Below are 16,724 nucleotides of genomic sequence, written 5' to 3'. Positions count from 1 at the left end.
GTTACGGCGCGAATGCGCCAGCGGCAAGGGCGGCTTGAAGTGTCATCGAAGGAGGCTCGGCGGGCCCCGCCCGCTCGCTGCAGCTTTGAGGCGAGTTGCCGGCCCGCGAAAATGGCGCTAGCTTGCCGGCACTTCCCGGGGCCGGCACATGATGCGCTGCAATTCTTTGAAGACCGCGACAGCATCGGACGTGGTGCCTTTCCTTCGCGCATGGTTTTCCAACCCGCTGCGCGTCTCGGCGATCGCTCCATCGAGCCCGGCCCTTGCCGACCTGATCACCTGCGAGATCACCGCCCGCTCGGCCCCGGTAATCGAGCTCGGCGCCGGGACCGGCGTCTTCACGCGTGCCCTTCTCAGGCGAGGGGTCGCCGAACGCGACCTGACCATCGTCGAGCTCGGGGCGGATTTCGTGGCCATGCTGCGCGCCCGGTTCCCCGAAGCCCGCGTGCTGTCGGTCGATGCCACGCGGCTCGGCCAGCTTGGGTTGTTCGAGGGCAGACCGGTGGGCGCGGTGGTGAGCGGATTGCCGCTTCTGTCCATGAGCCCGCGCAAGGTGATGGCGATCCTTGCCGGCGCCTTCGTCCATATGCGTCCGGGCGCGGCCTTCTACCAGTTCACCTATGGTCCCCGCTGCCCAATTCCCCGGCCGATTCTCGACCGGCTCGGGCTCAAGGCCGTGCGCATAGGCCGCGCCATGCTGAATGTCCCGCCGGCGGCGGTCTACCGCATCACGCGCCGCCACCAGCTTTCCCGAACCGCCGCGCACGCGTAGCAGCGGCGACTGGAAGGCCGTTTCCCGAGAAGCTGCGCAACTTAGCTCAAGGGACCAGCCGATCGCCGAGATCGCCACGAAGGCACGCAAGTAAGCGACGGCTGGGTTCTGGTGCGATTCTGGGCGACGAGGTAAAAAACGGGCGCGGAGACCGATAGGTGGCCGCGCAGAGGCGCTTCCTGGAAAGCGGCTCTCATGCGACGGGCTTTCTCCGGCTTCATTGACGGGAGTTCGAAATGTCTGAACGCGATCTGTTCCCCGGCTTCGATGCCCTTCGCCTGCGCGGCGCCACGGGCGAACTGTTCTGCCGCGTCGGTGGGGAGGGGCCGCCCCTTCTGCTCCTCCATGGCTATCCGCAGACCCATGCCGCCTGGCACAGGGTGGCGCCGGGGCTGGCGCGGCATTTCCGCTGCGTCGTCGCCGATCTGCCCGGATACGGCGCCAGCTTCATCCCGACGCCCACGGCCGATCACGCGGCCTATTCCAAACGAGCAATGGCACGGGAGCTCGTGGCGGCGATGGCGGAACTTGGTCACCAGCGTTTCAGCGTCATTGGCCATGATCGCGGTGCGCGGGTCGCCTATCGTCTCGCCCTCGACGCGCCGGAACGCATCGAGCGGCTTGGCATCCTGGAGGTGGTGCCGACGGCGCAGATGTGGGACAGCTTCAATGCCGAGATGGCGATGAAGGCCTACCACTGGACCTTCCTGGCGCAGCCTCACCCTTTGCCGGAGCGCATGATCGCAGCCGACCCCGTCGCCTATGTCGAATGGACCCTTGCGTCCTGGTCGCAGTCCGGCTCGCTCGGCACCTTCGATCCGCTGGCGCTCGAGGCCTATCGCCGCGCCTTCGCCGAGCCGGAGCGGATCCGGGCCTTCTGCGAGGACTACCGCGCCGGGGCGACGATGGACCGCGCGCTCGACGAGGCGGACCGGAAGGCGGGGCGCCGGATCAAGCCGCCGCTCCACTTCGTCTGGTCGCATAACGGCTTTCCCGCACGGACGGGCAAGCCGCTTGCCCTATGGGAGGAATGGGCCGAGCAGGTCTCCGGCGAAGCGGTCGAGGGCGGCCATTTCCTGCCCGAGGAGAATCCGGACGCGGTGCTTCGAGCCCTCGTCCCGTTTTTCCGCGGCGGCTAAGGCGCCTTACTGGAAGGCGGTTTCCGAGAAGCTGCGCAGCTTGCGCGAGTGCAGCCGCTCGGGCGGCATTTCCGCCAGCTTTTCGACGGCGCGGATGCCGATCTTGAGGTGCTGCGACACCTGGCGCTTGTAGAAATCCGTGGCCATGCCCGGCAGCTTCAATTCGCCATGCAGCGGCTTGTCGGAGACGCAGAGAAGCGTACCGTAGGGTACGCGGAAGCGGAAGCCGTTGGCGGCGATGGTCGCCGATTCCATGTCGAGCGCGATGGCGCGCGACTGCGACAGCCGCTGCACCGGCCCGCGTTGGTCGCGCAGCTCCCAGTTGCGGTTGTCGATCGTGGCCACCGTGCCCGTGCGCATGATGCGCTTCAGCTCGTAGCCTGAAAGGCCGGTGATCTCGGCCACAGCCTCCTGCAGCGCCACCTGCACCTCCGCAAGCGCCGGCAGCGGCACCCAGACGGGCAGGTCGTCGTCGAGCACATGGTCCTCGCGCACATAGGCATGCGCCAGCACATAGTCGCCCAGCGCCTGCGTGTGGCGCAGGCCCGCGCAGTGGCCGAGCATCAGCCATGCATGCGGCCGCAGGACCGCGACATGGTCGGTGATGGTCTTGGCGTTGGAGGGGCCGACGCCGATATTGACCATGGTGATGCCGCCATGGCCGGGCTTCTTCAGGTGATAGGCCGGCATCTGCGGCAGGCGCGACAGCGTCATGTCGGGGGGTGTGCTGTCGCCCGCCTTGGTGATGATGTTGCCCGGCTCGACGAAGGCCTCGTAGCCGCCCCCGCCGGCCGCCATGAGCTCGCGCGCCAGCACGCAGAACTCGTCGATATAGAACTGGTAATTGGTGAAGAGCACGAAGTTCTGGAAATGCTCGGGCACCGTCGCCGTATAGTGCGAAAGGCGGTGCAGCGAATAGTCCGTGCGCTGCGCCGTAAAGGGGGCAAGAGGCATCGGATCGCCAGGGCCGGGCTCATAGGTGCCGTTGACGATGTGGTCGTCCATCGAGTTGAGGTCCGGCACGTCGAAGAGGTCGCGCAGCGGCCGCTTCAGATGCGTGGCGATGGCGCCTTCCACATAGGTGTCCTTGAGGAAGGCGAAATGCAGCGGGATCGGCGTTTCCGACTCGGCGACGGTCACCTCCACGCCGTGATTGCGGATGAGAAGGCCGAGCTGGTCGACAAGGTAGTTCTCGAAGAGGTCCGGCCGGGTGACGGTGGTGCTGTAGGTCCCGGGAGCCGGCACATGGCCATATGCCAGTCGGCTGTCGATCTGCGCGAAGGAGGCGGTCGACAGACTTATCTCCGGATAGAAGGCCCTGTACCGGCAATCGCTCTCGCCGGTCTCGCCGACGCGCATGAAGGCTTCGCGCAGGAAGGAGGTGTTCCGCTCGTAGATCGTCTTCAGCGCGGCCACCGCCTTGCGCGGATCGGTGAAGGATTGCCGCGGCAGCGGGTCCGGGCTGGCGATGGTCTCGATGGGTTGTGGGTAGATTCGCTTGTCCATGTCCCATTATAGGGACTTCGCGTGGCGTTTTCGAGATGTCAGCCCGCGCGCTGCAGCGCGACGAGAAGCACGAATCCCGCCCCGGCCGACTTCTTCTCGTAGACGCCGCCCACGGGCGCGTCGTCTCCGGCGCGCGCGGCGATCAGGGGAGCGGCCAGCACCAGGACCACCACCGCCGCCCTGGTGAGGAGCCGCCGCAGCTCTGCAAGATTTCCGTTCGTTCTCGACATATGTTTCCTGCCCGCCCCACGGGGTCCGCAACAAGGCTCTCCTGGAAAGCCGATCTCTTGATGGGTTTGATGGAGCGTCCGCCCCGCAACGCCGCGCAATCTGCCTTGGTGCGGCTGAACGCGTTCTGAGGCGGCCATTCATCCGCGGTTCAAGATTCTTTGATCCTGCCGCGGGGGGCCGGGCTCTTGAAACGCGCGCCCGGTTCATCGACTTAGCATTGGAAAACCGGCGATTTTATGATTCATGCCGGCTGGAAATTCAGGAGAGACAGACATGACCGCGCAGAACAAGCCGATCGAGCTGCACTATTGGCCGACGCCCAATGGTTGGAAGATCACGATCATGCTTGAGGAGCTTGGGATCCCATACGAGGTCCGCTTCGTGAATATCGGCAAGGGCGAGCAGTTTCGTCCGGAATTCCTGAGAATCTCGCCGAACAACCGCATGCCTGCCATCGTCGACCCGGAAGGGCCTGGCGGCGAGCCGATCTCCGTTTTCGAGTCCGGCGCGATCCTGCAGTATCTCGGCCGCAAATTCGGCCGCTTCTACCCCACGGACGAGCGCCAGCGGGTGGAGGTCGAGCAATGGCTGTTCTGGCAGGTGGGCGGCCTCGGGCCTATGGCCGGGCAGGCGCACCACTTCCGCCAATACGCGCCGGAAAAGATCCCCTATGCGATCGAGCGCTACACCAACGAGTGCAACCGCCTCTACGGCGTCATGAATAAGCGGCTCGCCGACCGAGAATTCCTCGCGGGGGACTATTCGATCGCCGACATGGCCTCGATCGGCTGGATCAAGCCGCATCAGAACCAGGGGCAGGATCTGGGCGATTTCCCCAATCTGAAGCGCTGGTTCGAGACGCTGCTCGCCCGCCCCGCCGTCCAGCGTGGCCTGGAGGTCGGGCAGGAGCACCGGCGCAATATCGCCGAGGACGAGGAGGCCAAGAAGGTGCTTTTCGGGCAGAAGGCGCGCTGAGCCGTATCTTTGCGGATCATTACAGTTGCAGGGATGTCTCTGCCCTTCGCGCTCCCTCTGACCTGCCGGGCATCTCCCCCACATGGGGGAGATCACGCTAGCCGCTGCTCCAGTGTCCATTGTGGAACGCCTTTGCAACGCCTTTGAGTGGCGAAAAGAACCGTGACGGCTGATCTCCCCCTTGTGGGCAGGTCAATCGCATAGGGGGGTCGACCACTCCGATCGGCTTCGCCGACCACCTCTCCCCCGCTCGACGAGGAAACGCCGGCCGCATGGCTCTGCGCTCTTCCTCCACCCCACAAGGTGGGGGAGAGGTGGCCCGCGAAGCGGGACGGAGTGGCGGGAACAAGCCCTGCCGTTGCGGGGAGATCTCCACGCTTCGACAAGCTCAGGAGGACAGAGAGGGGCGTGAAGGGGCCCCGCTTGGATCGCAGCTGTAATGCCGGAAAAAGGGCAGGCCCGTGCCCGTCGTTTCTCGCGGCTACATCCGCGTCCAGGTCTCGTTGCGGCAGATGAGCCCGCCGAGCACGCAGCCGCCCATCGTGAAGGAATTGCCCTTGAGGGTGCCCTTGCCCCTGTAGGTCTTGTTGCTGGCCGGATCGGTGACGGTGCCGGCATAGGCGCCGCCTCCCTGCAGCTCGAAACGGCCGATCTGCTTGCCCGCGTTCGGGCCGGTCTTCAGCGTGATGCAGTAGGCGCCGCCGCAATTGGCAATCTCGGCGGTGTTGCCGGCCTTGGTCCTCCACCTGCCCTCGATCGGGTCTGCCTGCGCGGCGCCTGTCATCAACAAAATCGCCGCCGCTGCCAGAATTGCTCTCATGATCTTCCTCCCACGGATTACCGGCAGCCCCGCTGCCTTACGAGCACGTAAGCGTAATCCAAGCCGGGCGGCAGCGAAAGACGGATCCGGCGCCCTGCCGGGAGACCTCGCGGCGGCTTTTCGCAAGAAAGCTTGAGGGACAAGCGCTCGGCGTGGTTAGGGAAGGGTTGCTGCGCCGCCATCCGCGTTTGCCTACAATTTTAGCCAAATGCCCGGCATTCCGCCATTCCGATGCTTAACGGATTCTGGCGCTTAACTGTTTGTTTGAGGTTTGTTTTCAGCGCGTTAAGCAAGCGGTTTAACGGCGATTTCAAGCCTGTCGCGCATGATCGGGACCATCGCAGCACCGCCAGGAAAAAGAAAAGGCGGGCAGCTCTCAGGACGAACAGGGATCCGAAAAATGGCGCGTTTGAACATTCAGGAGATGGGGACCGGTGCGATCGGCGGCGGCGCCCAGGCCGAGGTGCTCTTCCAGCTCGGCATGATGTATGCGACGGGCCGCGATTGCGACGTCGATCTGGTTGCGGCGCACAAATGGCTCAACATCGCCGCCATCAAGGGCTCCGAGCGCGCCGCCCAGATGCGCGCGGAGCTTTCTGCCTCCATGTCGAAGGCCGACATCGCCCGCGCGCTGCGCGAGGCGCGCGAATGGATGACGATGCACTGAAGCTTACCAGAGGCTCGGGCTCGGAGGGCGGCCGCGGCGGCTGCCAAGCGAAGGCGCCGCGACCGGCTTGAGGCCGGCGCGGCGTTCGCTGTGGGGGCAGGGAACGGGTACCGCTGAACGGAACCCTATGAGCGCCTTTGTCCACCCGCATTGCGGCAATTCTGCGGAAAAGTTACTCGAGGGTTAACGCGGCTCCTCGAAGCGCACGAGCACGGTTCCATCATTCACCTGCACGCCTTCCGCGACAATCTCGGCGATCACCCCGTCATGGGGAGCGGCGATGGTGTGCTCCATCTTCATGGCCTCGAGGACCAGGAGCGGCTGGCCCTTCTTGACCTTCTCCTTCACGCTTGCTCGCACGAGCTTCACGAGGCCCGGCATCGGGGCGCGCAGGCTGTCGGCGGCAAGGCCGCCTCCGCCGGCTTCTTCCAGAGGGTCGTGCAGGCGGAAGGTGTGGCTGTGGGGGCCGTCGAAGACGGTGAGATGCCCCGGCCAGGCGGCGATGCTCCGCTCGGCCTCGGCGGAAAGGCGCAACGCCTCGCCCTCGCCATCCGCTGGCCTCACCGCGAAGCGCCCGTCCGGGAGGCCGGTGATGGAGTGGGAGAGGGCGCGGTCGCCGGAAAAGAGGGTTTTGCGGTGGGTGAGCGGGTGAAAATGGGCATAGGCGGGGATGGCGTCGAACGGGTCGGGAGCCTCGGGACGGTATCTGGCCCCTGAGGCGGCAAGCGCCGCCACGGCCATGGTGCGGGCGCTGGGCTGCGGCAATTCGGTCAGGGCATCCTGGCGGCGGGCGATCAGGCCGGTATCAAGCTTGCCAGCGGCAAAGTCGGGGTCGCGGGCAAGGCGGGCGAGGAAGGTGGTGTTGACGGTGGAGCCGGCGATCTCCGTCTGGTCGAGGGCGGTGGCGAGGACGGAGAGGGCGGTGCCCCGGTCCTCGGCATGGACGATGAGCTTGGCGATCATGGGATCGTAATAGGGCGTGATGGAATCCCCCTCGCGCACGCCGGTATCGACGCGGACGGTGGCTCCCGGCACGGCCTGGGGGAAGCGCAGATGGTGCAGCGTTCCGGTGGCCGGGAGGAAGTCGCGCGCCGGATCCTCGGCATAGATTCGCGCCTCGAAGGCGTGGCCGGAAAGGGCGATCTCTTCCTGCGCCCGCGGAAGGGCCTCGCCGGCCGCCACGCGGATCTGCCATTCGACGAGGTCGATGCCGGTCACCATTTCGGTGACGGGGTGCTCGACCTGGAGGCGGGTGTTCATCTCCATGAACCAGAACCGGTCCGGTTTCAGGCCTTTGGAGGCATCGACAATGAACTCGATCGTGCCGGCGCCGGAATAGCCGATCGCCTGGGCGGCCTTTTTGGCCGCCTGGGTCATGGCAGCGCGCATGGCGGCGGTCATGCCGGGGGCGGGCGCTTCCTCGATCACCTTCTGGTGGCGGCGCTGGGCCGAGCAGTCGCGCTCGAACAGGTGGACGACATTGCCATGCCGGTCCCCGAACACCTGGACCTCGATGTGGCGCGGCTTCTCGATGAGTTTTTCGACCAGCACCCGGTCATCGCCGAAGGAGGCCTTCGCCTCGCGCCTTGCGGCGGCGAGCGCTTCGGCGAATTTTTCCGGCTCGTCGACGCGGCGCATGCCCTTGCCGCCGCCGCCGGCGCGCGCCTTGATCAGCACGGGATAGCCGATCTCGCGCGCCTTGGTGGCGAGGACGACGAGTTCCTGGGCCTCGCCGTGATAGCCGGGGACGACGGGCACGCCCGCCTTTTCCATGAGGCGCTTGGCGGCGTCCTTCAGGCCCATGGCGCGGATGGCCTTTGCCGAGGGGCCGATGAAGACGAGGCCGGCCTTCTCCACCGCCTCCACGAAATCCGGGTTTTCCGACAGGAAGCCGTAGCCCGGATGGATGGCTTCCGCGCCGGTCGCCTGCGCCGCCGCGATGATGCGCGCGCCATCGAGATAGCTTTCGGCGGCGGGGGCGGGGCCGATATGCACGGCCTCGTCGGCGGTTGCCACATGCATGGCTCCCGCATCCGCATCGGAATAGACGGCGACGGTGGCGATGCCCATGCGCTCGGCGGTGCGCATGATGCGCACGGCGATCTCGCCGCGATTGGCGATCAGGATCTTTCTGAACATCCGGTCTCCCCGGTCTGCGCTTCGATTTGCATCGATCTATAGCGCAGAGGGGAGGCGCGCGTCATCGCTGCCACGCCCGGCTTTTGCCGTCTGGCCATTGAAGAAGGTGGGAAGCGGGGCGCGTGGTCCGTGCCGCGTTCAACGCGCCCCGCCGGCCGCTGTCCCGACATTGGCCGGTCACTCGGGTTTTTTCTCCTGCCCGGCTGCACCCAATTAGGGGGTGGTCTTTGCCGGGCCGAAGGAAAAGCCCTAGCGGCTTCTCCGCGGTTTCCGCGATGCTGTCTGGAACCCAGCATCCGTTTTTCCGAGATGCAGTCTCTGACCCTGCATCCCGGCACCGCCGGCCTGTCGCGGGCCCTCAGCATGCCTCCAGGTACCGTTCCCTGGAGGGGGAGGTTGCCGCCGCTCTTCCTGATCCCCGGTCCGGACCCGGTTCCCGCAAGAGCGATGGGGTGGATTGTAAGAGGGCTGCCGGGGGTGGGGATAAAAAAACCTGGAAAAAGACGAAAAAAGTTTGCCGGCCATTGTTTTTGCTGGCGAATTTTCTTCGAGGAGGCCCAAACCCGTCCACACCCTCGCGGGCCGCGCCGCGCGCTTCGGTTGCAAGATGAATCGCATGCTCGTGCAGGTTATCGCAAAGATTTGCCTGACGAAGTTGTGGGGAACATCTTCGGGCGCGGTAGGTTTGCGGGGCAGGAAGGGACTGAAGCCAACTACGAGGAGAATGGAATGAAACGTATTGTTTCACTGCTAGCGGCTTCGCTCCTGATATCGACTTCCATCAGCGGCGCTGCCCTTGCCCAGAACGGCAATGGCAACGGGAACGGCAATGGCGGCGGCAATGCCGGCATGAGCGATTCCGCGCCCGGCCAGCAGAAGAGCGAGGGCGAGAGCGCCCGCGACCATGCGCCGGGGCAGCAGAAGGAGGACGGCGAGAGCGCCCGCGACTATGCGCCCGGACAGCAAAATTCCGGCGGCGGCGTGGACGAGGGCACGACAGGCAGCGTCGGCGGCCGGGATTTCGGCAGCGCGATGAGCCTGATCCGCTCCGGCATGGATGTCGACAGCTTCCCCGAAGATGCGGATGTGACTGTGGTGGAGCTCTCCGACCTCACGGAGGGGCAGCGCCAGGCCCTGCAGCGGGCGATCGAGGCCAATGAGGATGAGATCGGCGAGCTGCGCGACTATCTGGCGGGGCTCGACACGGACGAGATCGACGACCTCGACAGCGTCGTGGCGGCCGATCTCGGCTCCGACGGCACGATCACCGTCTATGTCGAATAAAGCCCTGCGCGGCCGGCCCCTCGCGGGCCGGCCGTCATTCCTTCTTCCGCCCATCAGGACGACGCCGGTTGAAACCGTCCGGCGTTTTTTCTAAGCCTTGCGCTCCAGCGGCGCGGGAACGGGGTTTTGATGCGGTCCTCTGCTTTTCTCGTGAGCGTGCTTCTCGCCGCCCTGCCGGGCGCCGCGCGCGCCGACTGGAAGCCGGTGGAAAGGGTCGAGACCTACGCAGTCTCGGGACAGACCGGATTCGAGCTCTACCAGTCCATCGGGGAGAACGGCCCGAAGATCGGCATCGGCCGGGCCATCGCCTATACGGATTTCGACCTGAAGTGGTCGCGCAAATATGTGCCCGAGAATGGCGGCTGCCGGCTCGCCTCCGCCCGCCCGCACCTCATCATCATCTACCGGCTGCCGAAAGTTTCGGGAAAACTGCCGGCCGCGACGCGCCGCCTGTGGGAGGTTTTTGCGGCCGGCGTGGAGAAGCACGAGCGGGTGCATGGGGAGATCATCACCGAGATGGTGCGGCAGATCGAGGCTTATTCCGTCGGCCTCACCGTGGCGGACGATCCGGCCTGCAAGAAGATCCGCGAAGTGCTGACGAAGCGGCTGGGGGAACTTTCACAGGAGCAGCGGCAAAGGAGCCGCGAGTTCGACCGGGTGGAAATGAGCGAGGGCGGCAATGTGCACCAGCTGGTGCTGGCGCTGGTGAATGGGGGGTGAAGGGCGCGTTTCTCGTTAGTTCCTCGCCTGAAGAATCTATCGCCGGTCCCACATAAAGGGTTTGCATAATTTATCTAGCAGTTCGAAATGATGATAGGGAAACTGCAAAAATTCGGCGCGGGTAAATGCATCTTCGATTTTCGGCTTTTGAGCGCGGTAGAATAGAAACCGTCCAGAATAAACCTGAGTAGCATAGTTCACCTGGAGTACCTCCTCTCTGGTTAGGTGAATAGCTCTCAAGCCGCCCTCATATGGTCCGGTAGGCGATATGAATGCTAGGGCGATCTGAGGAACAATCGGTATAAGAAGTCGAGCGCTATAGTTTGGGTCTGCCCAGCCATTGAAATTGTGAAGGCAGCCGTCCCCAAATACAAATTCATCATCACCGCTAAAGAGGACAAATTTGAGGCCGCAATGTTCTAGTGATCTTGTAACTGCTGGAAAGCAGCTTCCAATGTTCATTGCTATTATCTGGTGCCGTTCAGAGACCGGATCCTTGTAAGCTCCAAAGCTGTTCACGCTGCGCATCACTATGTCTCGAAAGCGAGGCGAACGGACAACTAGAGAAGCCACGCATTCTGCTAATAGCCGAGCCGTTTCCGTGTTGAACGACATCTTTTCAGAGAACCGGTTACGGCTACCGTTGAGCGACTTGCCAAAAATTGGGTCAAGTTGGAGTAGCTCAGTGACTAATTTTGGAAAGGCGGAATCTGCATCGTGAAACAGCGGTTCATAAGTATGTGTCCAAGGTCCATCTAGTTCGACATGGTGGGCATTTCGCAATGAGGAAAATTTATGCGGCTCAAGACTGAGTCTCTCTCCATCCGGGGTTATTCTGGTAACCTTACCGGCATTGTCAGCCCATGATTTAGATAGTGATTTGGGCCACCAATGGTGCTGTTCCGACTTCAATTTAACCCCAAGGGGAACCTTGCGCATCATTTCAGCCAGCGAGAGTAGGCGGTTATATCGATCATCCGCACCGTAGCTACTGCCTGCAAGCGGGCAATCAGTTTGAAGAGGAATGCGGTCGCGGCCATCGCCCGCTCGTCAAAAACGTAAGCGGCCTCCTCTAGGCCGAAGATGCCCGTAGTGGCTATGCAACCCAAGTCCAGACATCCCTCCCCCCTATCATTCTCCAGCGCACGGACAATCGGTTTGCCGAAGGCTGGTTTCCATGCACTTTCGAGCGACAGAAGACCACCGATGATATGTTGGGGAGGTTGTGCAGGTTGTTTTCCGGCCGCCGTAGGGATGTCGACGCTGGTTCGGTTTAGTACACGGACACTCCTCACCTTTTGCTGGGCATAGGCGACATTTGGCGCGTTCATTTCCTGTTTTGCCTCGAACACTGCGTAGACGCTTTCTGCTGGCACAATTTTCTGCTCACCGAACGTGAAGATGAATGGCGAATACTGTCGATCATAGATCACGATGTCGAGTTGCTCGCTAAAATTCCCCTCGCTGTCGACGACGAAGGCACGCGTCGTGCGATACCGTTCCGGCAGATAGGTCTGCAGTAGGTGCAACCACACCTGCTCGCTGGCGTCCCCTTTGGTCCCGGCATGGGCGAACGCCTCGCGAGCCTGCGCTAGCCGCTGCTCAATATCTGAGTGGAGACCGGCGAGTAGTCCCTGGAGAGACCACGTCATTTGACGAAATCTCCCCAATATTTCGAATCGTGCGCGTCCGATGCGGCATCGCGGATCGCCTGCTTCTCCGGAACTGTCAAATCGTCGGACAGAACATTGTTGGTATTCGCAGGATCAACGACCCGCAGCGTCATGATGTTATCGCGTATGTACGCCAGTGCGTAGGTAAGGCGTCGTTCAAGGCAAGGAATGAGAAACGGGAGCGGTAATGCCCCCATTAGCATCATTTCAAGATAGAAGGAGGGAAATTCCAGCCTCAATTGGTCCCGCCATATCTTGAAGAGGCGAATCTCGTCGAGCAGGCCGCTCGATCGGACGAGCTGCACATGCTTCACGACATCGGTCATTTTCCATGTACCGGTTTTTTTGCGGAAGAGGCTATGGTTTGCCGTTGTCGGACTTTGGCGCTTGCCAGGCACCAAATCGATTTCGAAGCCAGCGTATCTGATTCCGATCGCAGTGTTCTTTGGCCGCGGATCTAGTTGTTCAGCAGACATCCAGCGAAAGAGCTTTTCATGAACAGTATGCAAGGGTTCGGGCGTATTGTGGTGAAGCGAAATAAATAAATCGAGGTCGGTGCCGGTCCATACTGCAGTACCCTTCGCGAATGATCCGCTAGGCGCCATCCAATTCATATTTCCGTTGGCCCATCTTGTAATTATCGGAGACAGCATGTCTCGGAAAATGAGCAATGAGGAATTTGGGCTTGTGTCTACAGAGTGGAAGGCTAAGACCTTCCTTAAGTATTTCTCACCATCCGTCATGTTCTGTGTCCGATCAAGGCCGGTACCTAGGTGTAAAGCATATCAAACCATCCCTTCGCGCGAACTATTATGCACGATTTCCCCGTAAGGTGTTGCGGTTTGCCTGGCTGTCCACCATTTCGTAGCTAGGGCTGACACTCTTGGCGCCGCAGACGCAGCGGAGATGCCGGAAAGGCGATCGCGCGGCAGCCGTGGTCTCGCGCCAGCTCCAGCCGGCGGCGGTATCAGGAGCGAGGAGTTCCCGTCGCCTTCAGGCCTCCGTGCCGAAGCGGGCCGGCAGCGTGCATGATCCGGCGGGGTGGGAAGGCGATGGGCCTCGGTAATCTATGCGTCGCCCGTCTTGGTGCTGGCGGCGCGGTGCTGGGACCATGCCCCCTCACTTGCGATTTCTAACACTTAGCCTCCGCTTCGCTCCAGCTAAGATGTTGAAATCGCTTTCTCTCCCGCAAGGGGAGAGATAGCCCCCCGCATGGACCTTGCCGCCACTCGCAGTTGTCCCCGATTTGCGGAAGCGGGCGTGCAGCGCGCCTGGTCTCCCCCTCCTGAGCATCTGCGGTGACGGCGGTCGTGCGGTCCGCAATGGCATGGAAATGTTGCCGGCTGCGGCTGCAGACGACCCCTCTCTTGCGTGTTCCAAGCGCTTGCTCGGGGACAAGCCCGCTCGCAAGTGCAGGAAAACGCTTTCTCTCCCGCAAGGGGCGAGATAGGGCGCGCGTCGCCGTTGATCGCGGCGGGCCCAATGACCTCAGTGCGCGGCGGAGAGAGCGATACCGCCGCGCATGCCTGCGCTTTGCGCGTGCCGTTTCAGCTATGGCGCGCCGCCTTCTCACCCACCTTTTTCATGAAGCGGTCGACATCGATGACGGCCCGCTGGTGGCTTCCGCGCCCGATCGGTCCGGCCTCGTCGAATGCCTCGACCCGGAAGGTGAGGGTCCGCCCCTCGACACGTTCCAGCTCGACCACCGCGCGGAGCTTCATGCCTTCCGGCGTCGCGGCCAGATGGCTGACATCCACATGGATGCCGACCGTGTGCTCTCCGGCGTCCAGATGCCCCCGGAGACATTCGATGCAGGTGGATTCGATGAAGCCCACCATCATCGCCGTGGCAAGGACCGGCGGCATGTCGGCGAAAGCGGGCAGCTCGCCCGAAAGGCTCGGCACGAGCATTTCGCGGGTGACGGTGATTTCCGCTTCGTGGGTCAGTCCTGCGACGAGCGTATCCTTCATCCTGGTGCATCCTCTCGGAAAAAGCCGCCCGGGGCGGGGCAGCGGCCGGTCAGCCCTGGGCCTGGGCGCGGTGATAGGCGACGAGCGCATTGGCGTGCCCGTGGCCGAGCCCGTGCTCCGACTTGAGGGCGGCGACCATCTGCATATGCGTCTTGTCCTTCATGCCGTCGAGGATGGCGAGCCAATGGCTGATCGGCTTGCCGTAGGTCTTCTCGATGGAAGGAAAATAGGACGCGGGGCCCTTTACCTTTTCTTCCGGCATTTCGTCTCCTCCTCTTCCCATGATGCAGCAGCCTGCCGGACAATGACGGTCGGGATGGGCTCGGTCATGGCCTTGCTCACATCCGGAACAGGCCGAACCGCGTCTCCTCGATGGGCGCGTTGAGCGCGGCGGATAGGGAAAGCGCCAGCACCTCGCGCGTTCTGGCCGGGTCGACGATGCCGTCGTCCCACAGGCGCGCGGAGGAATAGAGCGGCGCGCCCTCGCGCTCGTATTTTTCGAGAATCGGCTTCCTGAAGGCGGCCTCCTCCTCTTCCGGCCAGGTGCCGCCCCTGCGCTCGATGCCCTCGCGCCTGACGATGGCAAGCACCGTCGCTGCCTGCTCGCCGCCCATGACGGAGATGCGCGCATTGGGCCACATCCACAAGAAACGCGGCGAGAAGGCGCGGCCGCACATGCCGTAATTGCCCGCGCCGAAGGAGCCGCCGATGATGGCGGTGATCTTCGGCACCTTCGCCGTGGCGACGGCGGTGACGAGCTTGGCGCCGTCCTTGGCGATGCCGCCGGCCTCGTATTTGCGGCCGACCATGAAGCCGGTGATGTTCTGCAGGAAGAGGAGGGGGATTTTGCGCTGGCAGCAGAGCTCGATGAAATGGGCGCCCTTGAGCGCGGATTCGGAAAAGAGCACGCCATTGTTGGCGATGATGCCGACGGGCATGCCGTGGAGGCGGGCAAAGCCGGTGACGAGGGTCGTGCCGTAATTCTGTTTGAACTCGTCGAGCTCCGAGCCGTCGACGAAGCGGGCGATCACCTCGCGCACATCATAGGGCTGGCGGACATCGGCCGGGATGATGCCGTAGATCTCCTGGCTGTCGTAAAGGGGCGGACTCACCTTCTGAAGATCGAGGGGGAAGGTCTTTTTGCGATTGAGGTTTTTCACGATGCGCCTGACAATGGCGAGCGCGTGCTCGTCATCCACCGCGTAGTGGTCGGCAACGCCGGAAAGGCGGGTGTGGACCTCCGCGCCGCCGAGCTCTTCGGCCGTGACGACCTCGCCTGTGGCGGCCTTCACCAGCGGCGGGCCGCCGAGGAAGATGGTGGCGTTGCCCTTCACCATCACCGTCTCGTCGGACATGGCCGGCACATAGGCGCCGCCCGCCGTGCACGAGCCCATGACGCAGGCGATCTGCGGGATGCCGCGCGCGGACATGGTGGCCTGGTTGAAGAAGATGCGGCCGAAATGGTCGCGGTCCGGGAAGACCTCGTCCTGGTTGGGAAGGTTCGCGCCGCCCGAATCGACCAGGTAGATGCAGGGCAGGCGGTTTTCGAGCGCGATCTCCTGCGCGCGCAGGTGCTTCTTCACGGTGAGCGGATAATAGGTGCCGCCCTTTACCGTGGCGTCGTTGACGACAACCATCACCTCGCGGCCCTCGACGCGGCCGATGCCGGCGATGAGGCCGGCCGACGGCACCTCGCCCTCGTAGAGGCCATGGGCGGCGAACTGGCCGATCTCGAGGAAGGGCGCGCCCACATCGAGGAGCTGCGCCAGGCGCTGGCGGGGGAGGAGCTTGCCGCGCGAGGTGTGGCGCTGGCGGCTTTCCTCCGAGCCGCCGCGCTCGATGGCCGCGGCCGTCTCGGCGAGCTCGGCGACCAGCGCCTTCATGCGCGCCTCATTGGCGCGGAAGGAATCGGAGGAGGGTGAGAGCTGGGATTTTATCACGGGCATGGGAGGCTCAGCGGATGACTTCGATGGGGCAGCCGATATCGAGCGAGGCCCAGAGGCGATCGGTGGTGACCGCCGGCAGCTTCTCACGTATGGCCAATGCTAGGCAAACCCTATCGGCCAAAGAGAGGCCCTTCGCCCGCGTGTTTTTCCGAAGCGCAGTGGCCGACGCGGCAAGGCCGGCATCCACGTCCACCAGCGTGACGTCGAGCAACTCGATTGCCTCCCAGGCGGCCTCGTTGGTCATCCCGCGGTCCATCAGCTTGCTTCCCACTTCGATGGCGTTCACCACGCTCATGGCGGACCCCGGAAAGCGCGCTGCCGCCTCCTCGGCGCCGGCCTCGCCGTTGAGGAAGGCCAGCACCGCCGAAGCGTCGAGAACGAAGGTCACGCCTCGTCCTCGCGGCGGGCCTCGGCTCGCCGCTCCGCTATGAGCTCATCGACCAGCTTCGTGCCTTCCGGGATATACCGGCGAACCAGTTCCTGGGCGCGGCGCAGCGCGGTGGGTTGAGACATCAGCCTGAGTTCGCCGTCGATCACACGCGCGTGAAGCGTATCGCCCTCCGCCACACCCATAGCGGAACGCATTTCGGCGGGGATAACCACCCTGCCGCCGGCGCCGACCTGCACCTTGCCTTTGAGGCTGCCCAGCGCCTCAGACGCCGCGGCCGGCCCTCCGGAAGAGGGGGCGCCTTTCTTCTTCGGCCGAGGGGCTACGAGAACATTGCGGACGTGCTGATAGCGCTTGTCGAGGAATCGGGCGATGTCCGCCCGGTCGAACCCGGCTTCGTCAAGAGCTCGGATCTTGTCCGAAGTGGTCGTCAATCCCTTGACGATCTCGCGCATCCGATGAGTTTCAAGCGCTGCCATGGACATCCTCCTGAG

The 16,724-nt window shown here is 63.6% G+C and carries 18 protein-coding genes; 6 read left to right on the top strand and 12 right to left on the bottom strand.

Annotation, left to right across the window (positions count from 1 at the left end):
* Positions 1-148: 148 nt before the first annotated feature.
* Positions 149-772 (top strand): class I SAM-dependent methyltransferase, encoded by a 624-nt coding sequence (locus tag RIN79_RS07800; RefSeq protein ID WP_375165890.1) that lies wholly within the window; start codon positions 149-151, stop codon positions 770-772.
* A gap of 236 nt (positions 773-1,008) precedes the next feature.
* Positions 1,009-1,911 (top strand): alpha/beta hydrolase, encoded by a 903-nt coding sequence (locus RIN79_RS07795; RefSeq protein WP_309084073.1) that lies wholly within the window; start codon positions 1,009-1,011, stop codon positions 1,909-1,911.
* Positions 1,912-1,917: 6 nt separating this feature from the next.
* Here RIN79_RS07795 and RIN79_RS07790 read toward each other — a convergent pair whose 3' ends face one another.
* Together RIN79_RS07790 and RIN79_RS07785 are read right to left on the bottom strand one after the other, a co-directional pair.
* Complete coding sequence (locus tag RIN79_RS07790) at positions 1,918-3,417, bottom strand: AMP nucleosidase (protein ID WP_309084072.1); 1,500 nt, start codon at positions 3,415-3,417, stop codon at positions 1,918-1,920.
* A gap of 38 nt (positions 3,418-3,455) precedes the next feature.
* A complete protein-coding gene (locus RIN79_RS07785; protein ID WP_309084071.1) occupies positions 3,456-3,647 on the bottom strand; it encodes a hypothetical protein in 192 nt (63 codons plus the stop codon).
* Between the two features lie 274 nt (positions 3,648-3,921).
* Here RIN79_RS07785 and RIN79_RS07780 point away from each other — a divergent pair, with 274 nt between their 5' ends.
* A complete protein-coding gene (locus RIN79_RS07780; RefSeq protein ID WP_309084070.1) occupies positions 3,922-4,623 on the top strand; it encodes a glutathione S-transferase N-terminal domain-containing protein in 702 nt (233 codons plus the stop codon).
* Between the two features lie 481 nt (positions 4,624-5,104).
* Here the strand turns inward: RIN79_RS07780 and RIN79_RS07775 are convergent, their stop codons facing one another.
* Positions 5,105-5,443, bottom strand: coding sequence for a DUF2147 domain-containing protein (locus RIN79_RS07775; RefSeq protein WP_309084069.1), 339 nt, complete (start codon positions 5,441-5,443; stop codon positions 5,105-5,107).
* Between the two features lie 400 nt (positions 5,444-5,843).
* On the opposite strand from RIN79_RS07775, the gene RIN79_RS07770 reads away from it, so the two are divergent.
* A complete protein-coding gene (locus RIN79_RS07770) occupies positions 5,844-6,110 on the top strand; it encodes a sel1 repeat family protein (protein ID WP_309084068.1) in 267 nt (88 codons plus the stop codon).
* A 183-nt stretch (positions 6,111-6,293) separates the two neighbouring features.
* On the opposite strand, the gene RIN79_RS07765 is transcribed toward RIN79_RS07770, so the two are convergent.
* Entirely contained in the window at positions 6,294-8,249 is a 1,956-nt protein-coding gene (locus RIN79_RS07765; RefSeq protein ID WP_309084067.1) for an acetyl/propionyl/methylcrotonyl-CoA carboxylase subunit alpha, read from the bottom strand.
* A gap of 729 nt (positions 8,250-8,978) precedes the next feature.
* On the opposite strand from RIN79_RS07765, the gene RIN79_RS07760 reads away from it, so the two are divergent.
* Both RIN79_RS07760 and RIN79_RS07755 read left to right on the top strand, forming a co-directional pair.
* On the top strand, positions 8,979-9,533 hold the full coding sequence (locus RIN79_RS07760) for a hypothetical protein (protein WP_309084066.1): 555 nt from the start codon (positions 8,979-8,981) through the stop codon (positions 9,531-9,533).
* Positions 9,534-9,662: 129 nt separating this feature from the next.
* Positions 9,663-10,253 (top strand): DUF922 domain-containing protein, encoded by a 591-nt coding sequence (locus RIN79_RS07755; RefSeq protein ID WP_309084065.1) that lies wholly within the window; start codon positions 9,663-9,665, stop codon positions 10,251-10,253.
* A 36-nt stretch (positions 10,254-10,289) separates the two neighbouring features.
* On the opposite strand, the gene RIN79_RS07750 is transcribed toward RIN79_RS07755, so the two are convergent.
* From RIN79_RS07750 to RIN79_RS07715, 8 genes are all read right to left on the bottom strand, one after another.
* Positions 10,290-11,195, bottom strand: coding sequence for a DUF4238 domain-containing protein (locus RIN79_RS07750; protein WP_309084064.1), 906 nt, complete (start codon positions 11,193-11,195; stop codon positions 10,290-10,292).
* Positions 11,192-11,905: a DUF6602 domain-containing protein gene (locus tag RIN79_RS07745; RefSeq protein WP_309084063.1), complete on the bottom strand. Its 714-nt coding sequence runs from the start codon at positions 11,903-11,905 to the stop codon at positions 11,192-11,194. The genes RIN79_RS07750 and RIN79_RS07745 overlap by 4 nt, the downstream gene beginning before the upstream one ends.
* Positions 11,902-12,531 carry a nucleotidyltransferase gene (locus tag RIN79_RS07740; RefSeq protein WP_309084062.1) on the bottom strand — a complete coding sequence of 210 codons (630 nt, stop codon included), beginning with the start codon at positions 12,529-12,531 and terminating at the stop codon, positions 11,902-11,904. The genes RIN79_RS07745 and RIN79_RS07740 overlap by 4 nt, the downstream gene beginning before the upstream one ends.
* Positions 12,532-13,473: 942 nt before the next feature.
* On the bottom strand, positions 13,474-13,896 hold the full coding sequence (locus tag RIN79_RS07735; RefSeq protein WP_309084061.1) for a thioesterase family protein: 423 nt from the start codon (positions 13,894-13,896) through the stop codon (positions 13,474-13,476).
* Between the two features lie 49 nt (positions 13,897-13,945).
* Positions 13,946-14,158 carry a DUF4287 domain-containing protein gene (locus RIN79_RS07730; RefSeq protein ID WP_309084060.1) on the bottom strand — a complete coding sequence of 71 codons (213 nt, stop codon included), beginning with the start codon at positions 14,156-14,158 and terminating at the stop codon, positions 13,946-13,948.
* A 76-nt stretch (positions 14,159-14,234) separates the two neighbouring features.
* Positions 14,235-15,842 carry a carboxyl transferase domain-containing protein gene (locus RIN79_RS07725; protein ID WP_309084059.1) on the bottom strand — a complete coding sequence of 536 codons (1,608 nt, stop codon included), beginning with the start codon at positions 15,840-15,842 and terminating at the stop codon, positions 14,235-14,237.
* Positions 15,843-15,849: 7 nt separating this feature from the next.
* On the bottom strand, positions 15,850-16,230 hold the full coding sequence (locus RIN79_RS07720; protein WP_309084058.1) for a type II toxin-antitoxin system VapC family toxin: 381 nt from the start codon (positions 16,228-16,230) through the stop codon (positions 15,850-15,852).
* On the bottom strand, positions 16,227-16,709 hold the full coding sequence (locus RIN79_RS07715; protein ID WP_309084057.1) for an AbrB/MazE/SpoVT family DNA-binding domain-containing protein: 483 nt from the start codon (positions 16,707-16,709) through the stop codon (positions 16,227-16,229). Before RIN79_RS07715 ends, RIN79_RS07720 begins: the two co-directional genes overlap by 4 nt.
* Positions 16,710-16,724: the final 15 nt, after the last annotated feature.

The organism is Chelativorans sp., assembly GCF_031180965.1.
In the GTDB taxonomy this organism is placed as follows: Bacteria; Pseudomonadota; Alphaproteobacteria; order Rhizobiales; family Rhizobiaceae; genus Chelativorans.
The sequence above is the reverse complement of the archived record's forward strand: the minus strand, read 5'-3'. Positions and strand labels throughout refer to the sequence as shown.

Bases quoted from the DNA above. Each gene is read 5' to 3' on its own strand.
- RIN79_RS07800 (WP_375165890.1), top strand. From the start codon at position 149: ATGATGCGCTGCAATTCTTTGAAGACCGCGACAGCATCGGACGTGGTG.
- RIN79_RS07795 (WP_309084073.1), top strand. From the start codon at position 1,009: ATGTCTGAACGCGATCTGTTCCCCGGCTTCGATGCCCTTCGCCTGCGC.
- RIN79_RS07790 (WP_309084072.1), bottom strand. From the start codon at position 3,417: ATGGACAAGCGAATCTACCCACAACCCATCGAGACCATCGCCAGCCCG.
- RIN79_RS07785 (WP_309084071.1), bottom strand. From the start codon at position 3,647: ATGTCGAGAACGAACGGAAATCTTGCAGAGCTGCGGCGGCTCCTCACC.
- RIN79_RS07780 (WP_309084070.1), top strand. From the start codon at position 3,922: ATGACCGCGCAGAACAAGCCGATCGAGCTGCACTATTGGCCGACGCCC.
- RIN79_RS07775 (WP_309084069.1), bottom strand. From the start codon at position 5,443: ATGAGAGCAATTCTGGCAGCGGCGGCGATTTTGTTGATGACAGGCGCC.
- RIN79_RS07770 (WP_309084068.1), top strand. From the start codon at position 5,844: ATGGCGCGTTTGAACATTCAGGAGATGGGGACCGGTGCGATCGGCGGC.
- RIN79_RS07765 (WP_309084067.1), bottom strand. From the start codon at position 8,249: ATGTTCAGAAAGATCCTGATCGCCAATCGCGGCGAGATCGCCGTGCGC.
- RIN79_RS07760 (WP_309084066.1), top strand. From the start codon at position 8,979: ATGAAACGTATTGTTTCACTGCTAGCGGCTTCGCTCCTGATATCGACT.
- RIN79_RS07755 (WP_309084065.1), top strand. From the start codon at position 9,663: ATGCGGTCCTCTGCTTTTCTCGTGAGCGTGCTTCTCGCCGCCCTGCCG.
- RIN79_RS07750 (WP_309084064.1), bottom strand. From the start codon at position 11,195: ATGATGCGCAAGGTTCCCCTTGGGGTTAAATTGAAGTCGGAACAGCAC.
- RIN79_RS07745 (WP_309084063.1), bottom strand. From the start codon at position 11,905: ATGACGTGGTCTCTCCAGGGACTACTCGCCGGTCTCCACTCAGATATT.
- RIN79_RS07740 (WP_309084062.1), bottom strand. From the start codon at position 12,531: ATGGCGCCTAGCGGATCATTCGCGAAGGGTACTGCAGTATGGACCGGC.
- RIN79_RS07735 (WP_309084061.1), bottom strand. From the start codon at position 13,896: ATGAAGGATACGCTCGTCGCAGGACTGACCCACGAAGCGGAAATCACC.
- RIN79_RS07730 (WP_309084060.1), bottom strand. From the start codon at position 14,158: ATGCCGGAAGAAAAGGTAAAGGGCCCCGCGTCCTATTTTCCTTCCATC.
- RIN79_RS07725 (WP_309084059.1), bottom strand. From the start codon at position 15,842: ATGCCCGTGATAAAATCCCAGCTCTCACCCTCCTCCGATTCCTTCCGC.
- RIN79_RS07715 (WP_309084057.1), bottom strand. From the start codon at position 16,709: ATGGCAGCGCTTGAAACTCATCGGATGCGCGAGATCGTCAAGGGATTG.